Origin of the sequence: Nocardia sp. NPDC005746, assembly GCF_040630785.1 — a bacterium.
Lineage (GTDB): Bacteria > Actinomycetota > Actinomycetes > Mycobacteriales > Mycobacteriaceae > Nocardia.
This window is the reverse complement of sequence record NZ_JBEXYE010000011.1, coordinates 25,533-38,558: the sequence shown is the minus strand read 5'-3', so window position 1 is coordinate 38,558 and position 13,026 is coordinate 25,533. Positions and strand designations below refer to the sequence as shown.

General features: G+C 68.8%; 14 protein-coding genes and 1 pseudogene. 7 read left to right on the top strand and 8 right to left on the bottom strand.

What is annotated here, in order from left to right; translation table 11 throughout:
• The 4 genes from ABZ412_RS21345 (at window position 1) to ABZ412_RS21330 (ending at window position 2,855) form a co-directional block, all read left to right on the top strand.
• The gene (locus tag ABZ412_RS21345) at window positions 1-840 is read left to right on the top strand and encodes a glutamate ABC transporter substrate-binding protein (RefSeq protein WP_357282891.1); all 840 of its coding nucleotides are present in this window, start codon (window positions 1-3) and stop codon (window positions 838-840) included.
• Between the two features lie 91 nt (window positions 841-931).
• Window positions 932-1,612 (top strand): amino acid ABC transporter permease, encoded by a 681-nt coding sequence (locus tag ABZ412_RS21340; protein ID WP_357282890.1) that lies wholly within the window; start codon window positions 932-934, stop codon window positions 1,610-1,612.
• Window positions 1,609-2,520, top strand: a complete 912-nt coding sequence (locus ABZ412_RS21335) for an amino acid ABC transporter permease (RefSeq protein ID WP_357282888.1) — start codon at window positions 1,609-1,611, stop codon at window positions 2,518-2,520. The genes ABZ412_RS21340 and ABZ412_RS21335 overlap by 4 nt, the downstream gene beginning before the upstream one ends.
• Window positions 2,521-2,579: 59 nt before the next feature.
• A complete protein-coding gene (locus ABZ412_RS21330) occupies window positions 2,580-2,855 on the top strand; it encodes a hypothetical protein (RefSeq protein ID WP_357282887.1) in 276 nt (91 codons plus the stop codon).
• Between the two features lie 641 nt (window positions 2,856-3,496).
• On the opposite strand, the pseudogene recX reads toward ABZ412_RS21330, so the two are convergent.
• The 3 genes and pseudogenes from recX to ABZ412_RS21315 all read right to left on the bottom strand — a co-directional run.
• Window positions 3,497-5,014, bottom strand: a pseudogene (recX, locus tag ABZ412_RS21325) (recombination regulator RecX); the annotation flags it as partial.
• 1 nt (window position 5,015) lies between these two features.
• Window positions 5,016-6,050, bottom strand: a complete 1,035-nt coding sequence (gene recA, locus ABZ412_RS21320; RefSeq protein ID WP_357282885.1) for a recombinase RecA — start codon at window positions 6,048-6,050, stop codon at window positions 5,016-5,018.
• Window positions 6,051-6,221: 171 nt separating this feature from the next.
• Window positions 6,222-7,244, bottom strand: a complete 1,023-nt coding sequence (locus ABZ412_RS21315; RefSeq protein ID WP_357282883.1) for an AsnC family transcriptional regulator — start codon at window positions 7,242-7,244, stop codon at window positions 6,222-6,224.
• Between the two features lie 90 nt (window positions 7,245-7,334).
• On the opposite strand from ABZ412_RS21315, the gene ABZ412_RS21310 reads away from it, so the two are divergent.
• On the top strand, window positions 7,335-8,120 hold the full coding sequence (locus ABZ412_RS21310) for an MFS transporter (protein WP_357282881.1): 786 nt from the start codon (window positions 7,335-7,337) through the stop codon (window positions 8,118-8,120).
• A gap of 44 nt (window positions 8,121-8,164) precedes the next feature.
• Entirely contained in the window at window positions 8,165-8,740 is a 576-nt protein-coding gene (locus ABZ412_RS21305; protein ID WP_357282880.1) for an MFS transporter, read from the top strand.
• A gap of 135 nt (window positions 8,741-8,875) precedes the next feature.
• On the opposite strand, the gene ABZ412_RS21300 is transcribed toward ABZ412_RS21305, so the two are convergent.
• The 3 genes from ABZ412_RS21300 to ABZ412_RS21290 all read right to left on the bottom strand — a co-directional run bounded on the left by ABZ412_RS21300 (window position 8,876) and on the right by ABZ412_RS21290 (window position 10,816).
• The gene (locus ABZ412_RS21300; protein WP_357282878.1) at window positions 8,876-9,328 is read right to left on the bottom strand and encodes a nuclear transport factor 2 family protein; all 453 of its coding nucleotides are present in this window, start codon (window positions 9,326-9,328) and stop codon (window positions 8,876-8,878) included.
• A 35-nt stretch (window positions 9,329-9,363) separates the two neighbouring features.
• Window positions 9,364-10,281: a pyridoxamine 5'-phosphate oxidase family protein gene (locus ABZ412_RS21295; protein ID WP_357282877.1), complete on the bottom strand. Its 918-nt coding sequence runs from the start codon at window positions 10,279-10,281 to the stop codon at window positions 9,364-9,366.
• Window positions 10,282-10,363: 82 nt separating this feature from the next.
• Window positions 10,364-10,816 (bottom strand): VOC family protein, encoded by a 453-nt coding sequence (locus tag ABZ412_RS21290; RefSeq protein ID WP_357282875.1) that lies wholly within the window; start codon window positions 10,814-10,816, stop codon window positions 10,364-10,366.
• Window positions 10,817-10,971: 155 nt separating this feature from the next.
• Between ABZ412_RS21290 and ABZ412_RS21285 the strand changes: the two genes are divergently transcribed.
• Complete coding sequence (locus ABZ412_RS21285; protein ID WP_357282873.1) at window positions 10,972-11,523, top strand: CGNR zinc finger domain-containing protein; 552 nt, start codon at window positions 10,972-10,974, stop codon at window positions 11,521-11,523.
• A gap of 7 nt (window positions 11,524-11,530) precedes the next feature.
• Here the strand turns inward: ABZ412_RS21285 and ABZ412_RS21280 are convergent, their stop codons facing one another.
• Complete coding sequence (locus tag ABZ412_RS21280; protein ID WP_357282872.1) at window positions 11,531-11,722, bottom strand: DUF3046 domain-containing protein; 192 nt, start codon at window positions 11,720-11,722, stop codon at window positions 11,531-11,533.
• A 129-nt stretch (window positions 11,723-11,851) separates the two neighbouring features.
• A complete protein-coding gene (locus ABZ412_RS21275) occupies window positions 11,852-13,000 on the bottom strand; it encodes a nucleotide disphospho-sugar-binding domain-containing protein (RefSeq protein ID WP_357282870.1) in 1,149 nt (382 codons plus the stop codon).
• Window positions 13,001-13,026 lie beyond the last annotated feature (26 nt).

The following is a 13,026-nucleotide window of genomic DNA, read 5'->3' as shown; positions in this document are numbered from 1 at the left end:
ATGAGGATCAACCCCGCGCTCAGGATCGCCGCCGGAGTGGCTGCCCTGGCTCTCGCTGTCACCGCGTGCGGCGGCAGCAGCAACAAGACCGCCAGCCAGCACGCCGCCGACGGCAAACTCACCATCGGCATCAAGTACGACCAACCGGGCCTGGGCCTGCACAACAAGGACGGTAGCTTCAGCGGCTTCGACGTCGACGTCGCCACCTACGTGGCCGACAAGCTGGGCGTGAAGGCGGAGAACATCACCTTCAAGGAGTCGCCGTCCGCGCAGCGCGAGACGCTGATCGAGAACGGGCAGGTCGATTTCATCGTCGCCACCTACTCGATCACCGACAAGCGCAAGGAGAAGGTCGATTTCGCGGGCCCGTACTTCCAGACCGGGCAGTCGCTGCTGGTGCGGTCGGACAACACCGACATCACCGGACCGGATTCGCTGAACGGCAACAAGAAGCTGTGCTCGGTGAAGGGCTCCACCCCGGCGCAGAACATCAAGGACAAGTACGTCGCCGCCCATGAGGTGCAGCTGATCACGTACGACACCTACTCACTGTGCGTGGAGGCGCTCAAGTCCGGCGCGGTCGACGCGGTCACCACCGACGACATCATCCTGCGCGGTTACGCGGCGCAGTCGCCGGGCGCGCTCAAGGTGGTCGGCAACACGTTCACCGTCGAGAAGTACGGCATCGGCGTGAAGAAGGGCGACACCGAATCGCGCGGCAAGATCAATGACGCCATCGACGCCATGATCGCCTCCGGGGCGTGGAAGGCCGCGCTGGAGAAGGAGTTCGGCGCCACCGGCTTCCAGGTTCCCGAGCCGCCCAAGGTCGACCGGTACTGATCCACGGATTCGTGCCGGGTGATTTCCCGCTGACATCGCTCACGGAATCACCTGGCACGCTTCGTTTTCCGATCGGAGGAATGGGGCAGTCGTGTTCGACTTGATCTCCAACTATCACACCAAGTTGCTCGACGCGTTCTGGGTGACCATCAAGCTGACGCTCTATTCGGGGTTCTGGGCGCTGATTCTCGGCACCCTCGTCGCGGGCATGCGGGTGTCGCCGATTCCGATCGCGCGCTTGATCGGCACGTTGTACGTCAACATCATTCGGAACACGCCGCTCACGCTGATCATCGTGTTCTGCTCCATCGGCCTGTACTCCACGCTCGGGCTGCGGCTCGCGGCGGAGGGACCGAACAGCATCTCCGAGAACAACTTCCGGTTCGCGATCGTCGGGTTGAGCGTCTACACGGCGGCTTTCGTCTGTGAGTCGCTGCGAGCGGGCATCAACACGGTGCCGTTCGGGCAGTCGGAGGCGGGCCGTTCGCTGGGGTTCACCTTCGGGCAGAACCTGCGCATGGTGGTGCTGCCGCAGGCTTTCCGGGCGGTCATCGCGCCGCTGGGCAGTGTGCTCATCGCCCTGACCAAGAACTCGACCATCGCCTCGGCCATCGGTGTCGGCGAGGCGGCGCTGCTCATGGCGGAGATGAACGAGAACGAGGCGGCGGTGCTCAATATCGGCGCCATCTTCGCGCTCGGGTTCGTGATCCTGACCCTGCCGACCGGCCTGTTCTTCGGCTGGCTGGCCAAACGATACGAGGTGGCGCGATGACCGCGGCGTCCGTGCTCTACGACGCGCCCGGCCCCCGCGCCCGGGTGCGCTACCGGATCTATTCGGTCATCGCGATCGCCGCTGTCGCCGCGGTGTTGTGGTTCGTCTACCGGGGGCTCGCCGACAAGGGGCAGTTCACCGAAGCCAAATGGAAGCCGTTCACCGAGAGCCAGGTCTGGAGCACCTACCTGCTGCCGGGTCTGCGCGGCACGCTCGAGGCGGCGGCGCTGTCGATCGTGCTGGCGCTGGTGCTGGGCATGCTGTTCGGCATTCTGCGCATGTCGGATCATCGGGCGATCCGCTGGTTCGCGGCCGTGGTGGTGGAGGTCTCGCGGGCGATTCCCGTGCTGGTCCTGATGATCTTCCTCTACTACCTGTTCGCCAAGCAGAACGCCTTCCCCTCCGATCAGCTGGCGCTGGCGGCGGTGGTGACGGCGCTGACGGTCTACAACGGATCGGTCATCGCCGAGATCGTGCGCTCGGGCATCCGCGCGCTGCCCAAGGGGCAGACCGAGGCGGCCGTGGCGCTGGGCATGCGCAAAACCCAGGTGATGGTCTCGATCCTGCTCCCGCAGGCGGTCACCGCCATGATGCCGGCGCTGATCTCGCAGATGGTGGTGGCGCTCAAGGACTCCGCGCTCGGCTACCAGATCACCTACCTCGAGATCGTGCGCTCGGGCACCCAACTCGGTGCCGCGCAGCAGAACCCGATCCCGTCGCTGATCGTGATCGCCATCATCATGATCATCATTAACTACACGCTGACCGTGCTCGCCACCCGCGTCGAGAAGTGGCTGCGCACCCGCAAACGCGGCTCCCGAGCCGTGGTCGCGGCGGGCACCATCACCGCCCCGCCCGGCATGGACGCCATGGTGTCCGACGTTTCCCTGCAGAAACCGCCGAACTGACCGGTGCGGCTTGCCCGACCGCCGGACAAGCCGCTCCCCCAGCTCGCATACTGAATTTCATGACCGAAGACGTCAGCGCTCGAAGAGAATTCGTCTTCGGGCTCTTCCTGGCCACGGTGCTCGCCCCGCTCCTCGCGGGGCTCACCAGCTTCGCCGCCATCCTCGGCGCCCACCTCACCCGCGAGGCCGCACACCGGCTGCGCACCGCCCGCCGGGAGAAACCTGTGGAGCCCGAGTCACCGCACCTCGCCGCCCAGCGCCCGCTCCGCCACGCCGGGCACCGGCATGCGCGCCGCGCGCTGTCCACCCGCCGCCCGGGCGGGGTCCTGCACTGACCTGCCGTCCAGTGGACATCGGCCGAACTCCTGCGCCCAGCGCGACTACCTACGCGCGCCGGCGAAGTGAGCCTCAACGGTGGTGATCAGTCACCCGAGCGATCGGCCTCGGCCAGTTCGGCTTTCACCACCGCGTAGGCCGTCGATGCACTGAAGCCGCGCCGGGCCAGGAGACCGACAAGGCGTTGGGTTGCCTTGGCGTGGTCCAGGTTTCGGGGGAGCGTGCGGATTTTCGCACGCACCAGTTCGGCCGCACGGGCTTGCTCGTCATCGTCGGCCGAGTCGGTCGGGGGCGGGGACGAGAGCTTCGAGCGGCGCGGGGAGGCCGCTGTTCCAGTGGATATCCGGTCGGCTCGATCGGGGGCGCCGCTGCCGAAGTCGGCGGTGTTCAGCTCCGTGGTCACGACCTTGTAGGCGGTGGCGGAGGTGTAGCCGCGGCGGGCCAGGAGGCCTACCAGGCGGCGGGTGGCTGTTTCGCGGTCGAGGGTTGGGGACAGGGTGCGGAGTTTGGTGCGGATCAGTTCGGTTGCGGATTCGGTGTCGTCGGAGGGGGGCTCGCGGCGGGGGTGGGTGGGGTTCGGGTCGGCGGGCGGCTCGGAGGCGGCGGGCGGGGCTTCGCGGCGGGGGGTGGGTTGGGGCGGGAGTTCGGTGGTCACCACTTCGAACGCTGTGCCGGGGTTGTAGCCCTTGCGGGCCAGCATCGCGACCAGGCGGCGGACGGCCTTGTCTCGGTCGAGTTCCGGGGAGAGGGTTGCGGCCTTGCGGCGGACCAGGTCCGATGCGCGGGTCAGCTCGTCGGCGGGGGTGATCGCCTCCAGTGCCGGTTCGGCGTGTTCGGGTGCGATCCCCTTGCGCCGCAATTCCTCGGCGAGCACCTTCTTCCCCTTGCCCCCATACGTGTGCCGCGAATGCACCCACTGCTGCGCGAAAGCCGCATCGTCGATCAACCCGACCTCGGTCAGCCGATCGAGCACCCGCTTCGCCACATCGGCGTTGAAACCCTTGACGGCCAGCCGATCAGCCAACTCGAACCGACTCCGCGCCCGGTCCGTCAGCAGACGCAGACAGATATCCTTCGCCTGCGCTTCGGTGCCGCCACCAGCGGGCGCGCCCGATCCGGCCGACTCCTCACCGGACCCATTCCGTCCACGGCGACGTCCCGGCCCGCGACGACTCCCATCATCGTCGAAATCTGGACTATCACCCCCGGCGCGGTCCGCATACGCCCCGCGCCGACGACGACCGCCCCGCCCACGCCGACTGTCGTCTTCCTCGGAGTAGGCGCCATCGCCCCCAGCAGCCCGTTCCCCGTACTCGTCGCGCCGACGACCACCGCGACGGCCACGTCCACCAGCCCGATCCGCATCGGGCCTGCCGCCATCCGACCCCGGACCCGAATTCTCCTCATCTCGGCCATACGACTCCCCCGAAGTCGAATACTCGTCATCGCGTGAATACGCTTCCCCCGCAACCGAGTTCCTGCTATCCCGATGTCCCCTGCGGCGGGTGATCCCCTCATCCTGATCCCTGGCAGTGCTCGACTGTTCCGCCGAGGCCGTCTTCTCCCGACTCCCCCGCCGACCCCGTGACTCCGACGCAGCTGCGTTCGCTGCCGCATTGGCTGCGGCGACAGCGGTGGCCTCGGCCAAGGCGGCGCGTGCCGCAGCCAGCCGGTCAGCCGGAGCCGCAGACTTCGAATCGGGTTCGCGCCCACCGACAGCCGCTTGCGCGGTCGAGGATTCGCTGTCGTGGCGGGCTCGCTGCTCGGGGCCTGCGGAGCCGGGGGCTTCCGGATCGTAATCCGCGGTATGGGAGTTCGACCGAGCCGAGTCGGACGAAGTCGGTGCGTCATCGGCGGTTCGCCAGGTGGAGCGGTCATCGCTCGTGGAACCGCGTTCGGGGGCGGCGTGGTAGGCGTCGGCGTGGCCGCCGGATGGGCCGTAGTTCCAGCCGCTTGCCGAGGCGTAGGGGTCGGCGGAATCGCGGCCGAAGAGGTCGTGGCTCGGCTCGGCGGAGCGAGGCGTGGTGGGGCGGGATCCGCGGCGGGCGGACTTGGCGTCGCGGGATTCCAGTTGGCGGCGGAGGCGTTCCACCGCGTCCAGTTGGGGGGTGGGCCCCGGCGGGGTGCGCCGGGGCCCTTCGGAATCCCGCGAGGTCATGTCAGAAGTCGGCGGCGGTTTCCTCGGCGGTGACGTCTGCGCCGATGCCGAGCTTCTCCTTGATCTTCTTCTCGATCTCGTCGCGCACGTCGGTGTTCTCGAGCAGGAACTTGCGGGCGTTCTCCTTGCCCTGGCCGAGCTGGTCGCCCTCGTAGGTGTACCAGGAGCCGGACTTGCGGATGAAGCCCTGATCGACACCCATGTCGATGATCGAGCCCTCCTTGGAGATGCCGAAGCCGTAGAGGATATCGAACTCGGCCTGCTTGAACGGCGGCGAGACCTTGTTCTTGACGACCTTCACGCGGGTGCGGTTACCGACCGCGTCGGAACCGTCCTTCAGCGTCTCGATGCGGCGCACGTCGAGGCGGACCGAGGCGTAGAACTTCAGCGCCTTACCACCGGTGGTGGTCTCGGGGGAGCCGAACATAACGCCGATCTTCTCGCGCAGCTGGTTGATGAAGATGGCGGTGGTGCCGGAGTTGTTCAGCGCCGAGGTCATCTTGCGCAGCGCCTGGCTCATCAGGCGGGCCTGCAGACCGACGTGGCTGTCACCCATCTCGCCCTCGATCTCGGCGCGCGGCACCAGGGCGGCGACGGAGTCGATGACGATGATGTCGATGGCGCCGGAACGCACCAGCATGTCGGCGATCTCGAGCGCCTGCTCACCGGTGTCGGGCTGGGAGACCAGCAGCGCGTCGGTGTCGACACCGAGCTTGCGGGCGTAGTCCGGGTCCAGCGCGTGCTCGGCGTCGATGAACGCCGCGACGCCGCCGTTGGCCTGCGCGTTGGCGACCGCGTGCAGTGCGACGGTGGTCTTACCCGAGGATTCCGGGCCGTAGATCTCCACGATGCGGCCGCGCGGCAGGCCGCCGATGCCGAGAGCGACGTCCAGCGCGATGGATCCGGTGGGAATCACCGCGATCGGCTGGCGCGCCTCTTCTCCCAGGCGCATGACCGCGCCCTTGCCGAAGCCCTTCTCGATCTGCGCCAACGCCAGTTCGAGGGCCTTGTCACGATCGAAAGCCGGAGGTGCCATCGTCTGTCCCCTTCTCAACGGGTGAGTCTCATACTGTGGTTGGCGCCCACGTTAGAGGGAGGCACCGACAACTTCCGACGACGAGCTTAGACGAACAGGTGTTCGATGCAAGCGACGCGCTGAACGACACGCGAAACACCTGGTAGCAACCGATCGGCAAGCTGACCGGCCTCAGGGCACGATCCCCACCTTCCGGTCATCCAACAGCGTCGACGACTGCTTGAACATCCGCAACGCCGACAGCACCTGCACATCGTTGATCCCCGGCAGCACCCCCAGCGACTCGGTGACATACCGGTACAGGTGCGCGGTGTCGTGACACACCACCGCGGCCACCAGATTCGCGGTCCCCGTGGTCGCCGCGACGAAGGCGACCTCCGGATGCGTGGCGATCGCCCGGGCCGCCGCCTCCAGATCCCCGGGCCGCACCCGCATCCACAGCATGGCCCGTGACACGTAACCCATTCGCTCCAAGGCGAAGTCGAGATCGAAGTACAGCACCCCGGATTCGATGAGCTCGCTCATGCGCCGCGCCACCCGGCTCGCACTCCACCCGGTGACGCCCGCGATCCGCGCGTAGGAAGCCCGCCCGTCGCGCCCGAGGATGGCCAGCATCGCCTCGTCCTCCCGCGACAGCTGGACCGATCTCTCCGGCCCCCGCGGCTCCCACATGGGCGGCCGCGGCCCCAGTTCACGCAGCTGCTCGGCCGTGAGCAGCCCGCTGTAGCGCGGCCACTCCTCGGCGAACGGGAACTGCCGCATCACCTCGTGCACGGTCAGCTCGAGCACCTGGGTGGCGCGCGGGATCATCCGCAACAGCAGCTCGTCCTGCCGCTCCACCGATCGCGGCCGGCACACGCAGGTGACCTCGAATCCGGTGGCCAGCAGGGAAACCCAGCTCACGTCCGGTTGCCGGGCGAGCGCTTCGGCCAATGCGACCGCCCGATTCGGCGCGGTCCGCATGCGCAGGATCCACCGGGTGCGACCGAGCGGCACCGTATTCACCTGCCCGGCCACGTGGAGTAGGCCGCGCCGCCGCAGCGACCGGTAGCGGCGGGCGACGGTCTGCTCGGACACGCCGAGAATCGCGCCGAGCCGGGCGAACGGGATGCGCGCGTCGGTGACCAGGCCGTGGATGATCCGTTTGTCGAGCGTATCCAGAATGGCGGATTCATCCGCGTGTTCAGCATCCATGGGAGGAATCTTTCGCCTGCAGCGGTACAGCTAGGGGATACCAGCCTTCGTGGCCAGTCTAGGTGACGAAATCGCTCCCTGGAGGTTCCCGTGCGGAAATGGCTTCCGCTGCTGGCCGCGTGCCTCGGCTCGTTCATGCTCCTCATCGACGTCACCATCGTGAATGTCGCGCTGCCCGATATCGCCGCGGATCTGGGCGCCGGATTGTCCGGACTGCAATGGGTCATCGACGGCTACGCGCTCGCCTTGGCCGCCCTGCTGCTCATGCTCGGCGCGCTGGCCGACCGGTTCGGCGCGAAACCCACCTATCTGATCGGTCTCGCCTTGTTCGCGGCCGCGAGTCTGGGCTGCGGGGTGGCCGGATCGCCGAGTGTCCTGGTGGCCGCGCGCGCGGCACAGGGCATTGGCGGCGCGGCCATGCTGGCCACCACGCTGTCGCTGTTGCACGCCACCTACACCGGCCGCGATCGCGGGATCGCGTTCAGCGCCTGGGGCGCGGTGTCGGGCGCGGCCGCCGGTGTCGGCGTGGTACTGGGCGGCGCGTTGACCGATCTGCTGTCGTGGCGGTGGATCTTCTTCGTCAACCTGCCGATCGCCGCGCTGGCGATCGCCTTGTCCGCCATCGCTTTCGGGCCGTCGCCACGCCGTGCCGACCGCCGCGTGGACCTGGCCGGCATGCTGAGCTTCACGGTGGCGGCGACCGCCGTGACCTACGGCATCATTCGCGCGGGCGAGCACGGCTGGGGTGATCGCGGGGCCGCGCCGGCGCTGATCACCGGCGTGGTCGCGCTGGCGGCGTTCGTCGTCGTCGAATCCAGCAGCGCCGCACCGATGCTGCCGCCCTGCTGCGCGGGGCGGGCTTCACCGCCACGCTGATCGCCGCCGCCGGCCTGAGCTTCGCCGCGTTCTCCACGAGCCCGTTGCTTTCGCTGTGGCTGCAGCAGTACCTGCACCTGACCCCGCTGCGGGCGGGACTGTCCATGTTGCCGCTGTCGGTGTGCGCCTTCCTGGTCTCGGGCGTCTTCGGCCGGCTGCTGCACGATGTCGCACCGCAGTGGACGATCGGCGGCGGCCTGGTAGTCATCGGCGCGGGCAGCACGCTGTTGACGCTCATCGACCTCGGATCCTCTTGGACCGCCACGATTCCCGGCTATCTCTTGATCGGCGCCGGCGTCGGCATCATGGCCCCGCCGCTGGTGGCGGTGGGCCTGGCGGCGGTCCCGCCGCACCAGAGCGGCACCGCGGCCGGGGCGATCAATACCGCGCGGCAGCTGGGCCTGGCGCTGGGAGTCGCCGTGCTGGGCACCGTCTTCCGCAACGTCGGCTCCGGAAAGACACCCGGCCACGCCTTCGTCGACGGCTTGAACACCGCGACGATGACGGCCGGGGTGACCGGAATCCTTGCGGGCGCACTGGTTTTCGCCCTGTACGCCCGCGCCTCCCGCCCCACGCACGCCCCGGTCATCACCCCGCCGGAACCCGCACAGCTCGCCTGACCCGGCTCACCACCCGAAGCCGGTCTGCCGCGCCCGTCCCGGCGCGCGTCCGCATGCCCGGGCACCCACGATCAGTGAGCTCTCACCGACGAATCTGTCCGGATTCCCCTCGGTGAGAGCTCCTTGATCTTGTTGCTACCGCAGGGGAAGGGGTGCGTTGTCCTCTTCGGGCGTCCGCGGGCCGAAGATGCGGCGCTCGGACTCGGCGATCGGCACATCGTTGATGCTGGCTTCGCGACGCGACATGCGACCGTCGGGCGCGAATTCCCAGAGTTCGTTGCCGTAGCTGCGATGCCACTGGCCCTCGTCGTCGTGCCATTCGTACTGGAAGCGGACGGCGATGCGGTCTTCGGTGAAGGTCCACAGGTCCTTGCGCAGGGCGTAGCCGTTCTCGGTGGACCATTTGCGCTTCAGGAAGTCGACGATCTCGGCGTGGCCGGTGAGGAATTCGTCGCGGTTGCGCCAGACGGAATCCTCGGTGTACGCCTGCGCGACCTTCTCGGGATCGCGGGTGTTCCAAGCGTTTTCGGCGGCGCGAACCTTCTGCTTCGCGGATTCCAGATCGAAGGGCGGCAGTGGGGGACGCATGGCGGTGAGCCTTTCGGGTTGACGGGGATCGGGGGTCAGGGGTTGACTGGCGACAGCTCGGGGTCGGTCCAGCGCAGTGGCGTGGCACCCGAGATCTCGACGACCTCGGTGACGGTGAAATCGATGGCGCATTGCGCGCCGGGCGTGAAAACCGCCTCGTCCCAGGCGATCTCGGCGGTTCCGGTGAGTTGCAGGGTGGTCCCGGTGCGCCAGTCGGGCACGAGCAGGCCGCAGCGCGCATCGACGGCGATATTGCCGAGGGTCATGAACATGGAGTTGCCGCGATAGTCGGGCCAGCGCAGGCGGTTCGGGGAAAGCACCTGCAGGAACCCGGGATTGCCGCCGCGATGGGAGGCGTCGGCGTGCCCGTCGGCGTCGGCGGAGGCGACGAAGAATGTGTCGGCGCGCGCGATGAGCTCCTGCTGCGCGGCAGCCAACTCCGTGCCGCGGCGCACTTCCGGCGCCCCGCCCGCGACCCATTCCTCGACCCCTCGGCGGGAAATGTACTTCGGGCAGTTCGAATACACCTGTTCGGTGTCGATGCGCAGTCCGGTCGCGGTGGGCGCGATCACCCCGTTGACCCGCATGCGGCGGCGCGTCTGCGGTTGCAACGCGATCATCCCGACATGCCTTGTGCCGCACAGCGATTCGGCCAGCGGGTCGCCCGCTACTGGCATCGCCTCGACCTCGATGGAGCGCTCACCGGCGGCGTGGACGAATCCGGGCGCCCCGGCCAGCTGGCTTGCCCACATACGGCCCGCGTCATCGGCGGCGGCCAGCACGATCATCGGCTGTTCGGCCAGGAATTGCGCGGCGGCAGCCGGAATGTCGGGCCGGATCATCCGGCCGACCCGCTGCGCGGTGTCGGCCTGGCCGAGCCGCCGCTGCACCGCCAGTTCCCCGGCGTGATAGGCGACCCCGCCGGGCAGGTCCCGGACCCGTATGTCGTTCATGTCCGTCTCCGTTCGGGGGCTCGGTTCGGTGTGGAGGCGCCGCGGTCATGCGAATCCCGCGGTATGAGTCCGATATTCCTGCTCAGAAGAACCCGCAGGTCGGGGCGCCGCCCGAGGGAGCGGGGGCGTGCTCGGCACCCGACGGCGCGTACACCTCGAGGCGGATGCCGTCCGGGTCGATGAAGAAGATGCCGCCCGAGGCCGCGCCCTCGCCATGCGCGACGACGCCGTCGTGGGCGAACGCGACGTCCAGGTCTTTCAGCGCGGTCTCCACCGCACGGACCTGGTCGATGGTGTCGACCTGGAACGAGAGGTGGTGCAAGCCGGGAGTTTTCGCCGAGAACTCCCCGTCGCTCTGCTGCCACAGCGTGACCTGCAACTGCCCGTCCCGCCCGAGGAAGGCGAAGCGCTGCGCGCCCTCCCCGCCCGCGCCGAGCTGCTCGAAGCCGAGCGCGCGTCGATAGAAGGACACCGAGCGGTCGAGGTCGGTGACATTGAGGCCGATGTGCCCGGTGGCGAGGACGGGTGCGGTCATGATGAATCCCTTCGGAATGATCTAACCCATATTGTTGGTTTGACAGGTTAGAAGCTAATCGCAGGGATCACCCGGCGTCAACCCCTATAGTTGATTTGCCTGGTTAGAAGGGAGTGGATGATCCGATGACGACACGGAGCCGGTTACCCTCAGACGTGCCCGAACCACGCCCCCACCTCGGTGAACCGCCCGCGTTGGACCTGCTCAACACGCGCTGGATCGCGCAGACGGGCCCGCAGGATCTGCTCACCGACGTGGCCGGCGCCCGGCAGTGGCTGGCCGACAACAACCTCGACGCCCCCGCCGACGAGGACACGTTGAACGCGCTGCTCGCCGCTCGGGAGGCGATCCTGCGCGTGGTCAAGGCCGACTCCGCGGACGATCCGCACATCGCCGACGGTCTCAATGCGGTGCTCGCACACGGCCGCATCCGCCGCGCTCTGACTCCTGACGGCCCGGCCGGGGTCCCCGAGGTCGCCGACCCGGCCTGGCTACCCGCCTGGCTCGCCGCCGACAACCTGCTACACCTGCTGGCGAGCTCCCCCGAACGCATCAAGCAGTGTGCGCACCCGCACTGTGTTTTGTGGTTCCTGGACACCTCGAAGAACGGCACCCGCCGCTGGCATTCCATGGCGGCGTGCGGGAATCGCGCCAAGGCGACGCGGCACTACGCGAAGAAGACCCAGTCGGAGCAGTCGGCCGGGTAACCCGAATTCACCAGCGCGACTTCGGTACATCGAATTCCGCGCACAGCGCCCGCCACACGTCGCGGGGATCGACCCCCGCCTCGATGGCCTGCGCGCCGGTCCGCCCCATGGACGGCAGCACGTGATCGGCCAGCAGCGCGTCGGCGCGCGCCGTGCCGAACTCGGTATGCATCAACTCCTGAAACTCCGTCAGCCGCACGGCCGCGAGCCTACGCCACCGACCGGATCCGGCCGGTGGCCTACCGGTCCGACCGGATCGCCCGGCTCGTGCGCGACCGGTTGGTTCGGAGCTCGCGCAGCTGGTCCGGCTCTCGCCGAGCAGGCGGTGTCAGCGCACCACGGCGTGACAGATCTCGACGGGGTCGACGGTGTCGGCGATGCCGGCGGCGGCCGACTCGGCGGCGCTCCGGTAGGCGGGGTCGTCGAGGATGCGTTTCACCGCGTCACGCAGGGCCTCGGGGGTCAGCGGCCGCACGAACAGGGAACTGCCTTGGCGGGCCGCGCGATTGGCGAGTTCCCACTGGTCGCCGCCGCCGGGGACGGTGACGATCGGGACCCCTGCCAGCAGGGTCTTGGCGAGCAGACCGTGTCCGCCGCCGCCGATCACGACCGAGGCGTGGCGCAGCAGTTCGTCCTGACGACCCAAACCGGCTGTGGCCCAGGACGGGAGGTCGGTGGGCGGGGTGTCGAGGGTGGAGATGGCGACCCGGACGCCCGCGCCCTCGAACGCCGCCAGCGCGGCCTCGGCGAGACCGACCTGGCCGGTCTGGGCGGTGGAGGGGGCGACCATGACCAGCGGTTCGTCGCCGGGCGGCAGGTCGAGGATGTGATCGGTGGGCTCCCACAGCAGGGGCCCGACCAGGTGGGCGTTCTCCGGCCAGTCCGGCCGCGGCACCTCCAGGGCGGGCAGCGTGGCGATCAGCCGGGCATCGGGCCCCGGATCCTGCGCGGGCAGGCCGATACTGGCCCGCGCCTGCTCACGTTGTACTTCCCCGCGTCGCACGGCGCGCGAGCTCAGCCCGCGCAGCACCGAGTCCCGCGCCCGTCCGCGCAGCCCCTCCCCCGCCGCGAGGCCACTCCCGATGGGCGGCAACCCCTTCGACTGCAGGTACAGCGGATGCGGCGACAGTTCCACCCACGGCAGCCGCAACCGCTCCGCGGCCATCCCGCCGCCGGCGGTGAGCACATCCGACACCACGAGCTCGGGCAGCATGGCGCTCAGATCCGGCAGGATCTCCGTCGAAATATGCGCGGCCCGTTGATGAATCCGCGCCCCGGCGTCACTGTCGTCGTCCTCGGCCCGAGGCGCGAGGCCCTTGAGCCGCCGCACCCCGATCCCGGCCTCCCGCGCGGCGTCGAACCAGCGCGGGCTGGTGAACAGCACCGGCTCGTCCCCGGCCACCAGCAATCGTTCACACAACGCAATCGCCGGAAACGCATGCCCCGGATCAGGCCCGGCCACCACCGCTACTCGCACGCAGCCAGCGTCCCACACCCGCCCGA

What these genes read in the sequence shown, in the direction of transcription:
- ABZ412_RS21345 (WP_357282891.1), top strand. Translation starts at nt 1, where the DNA reads ATGAGGATCAACCCCGCGCTCAGGATCGCCGCCGGAGTGGCTGCCCTG.
- ABZ412_RS21300 (WP_357282878.1), bottom strand. Translation starts at nt 9,328, where the DNA reads ATGCGTCCCCCACTGCCGCCCTTCGATCTGGAATCCGCGAAGCAGAAG.
- ABZ412_RS21290 (WP_357282875.1), bottom strand. Translation starts at nt 10,816, where the DNA reads ATGACCGCACCCGTCCTCGCCACCGGGCACATCGGCCTCAATGTCACC.
- ABZ412_RS21295 (WP_357282877.1), bottom strand. Translation starts at nt 10,281, where the DNA reads ATGAACGACATACGGGTCCGGGACCTGCCCGGCGGGGTCGCCTATCAC.
- ABZ412_RS21330 (WP_357282887.1), top strand. Translation starts at nt 2,580, where the DNA reads ATGACCGAAGACGTCAGCGCTCGAAGAGAATTCGTCTTCGGGCTCTTC.
- ABZ412_RS21315 (WP_357282883.1), bottom strand. Translation starts at nt 7,244, where the DNA reads ATGGATGCTGAACACGCGGATGAATCCGCCATTCTGGATACGCTCGAC.
- recA (WP_357282885.1), bottom strand. Translation starts at nt 6,050, where the DNA reads ATGGCACCTCCGGCTTTCGATCGTGACAAGGCCCTCGAACTGGCGTTG.
- ABZ412_RS21335 (WP_357282888.1), top strand. Translation starts at nt 1,609, where the DNA reads ATGACCGCGGCGTCCGTGCTCTACGACGCGCCCGGCCCCCGCGCCCGG.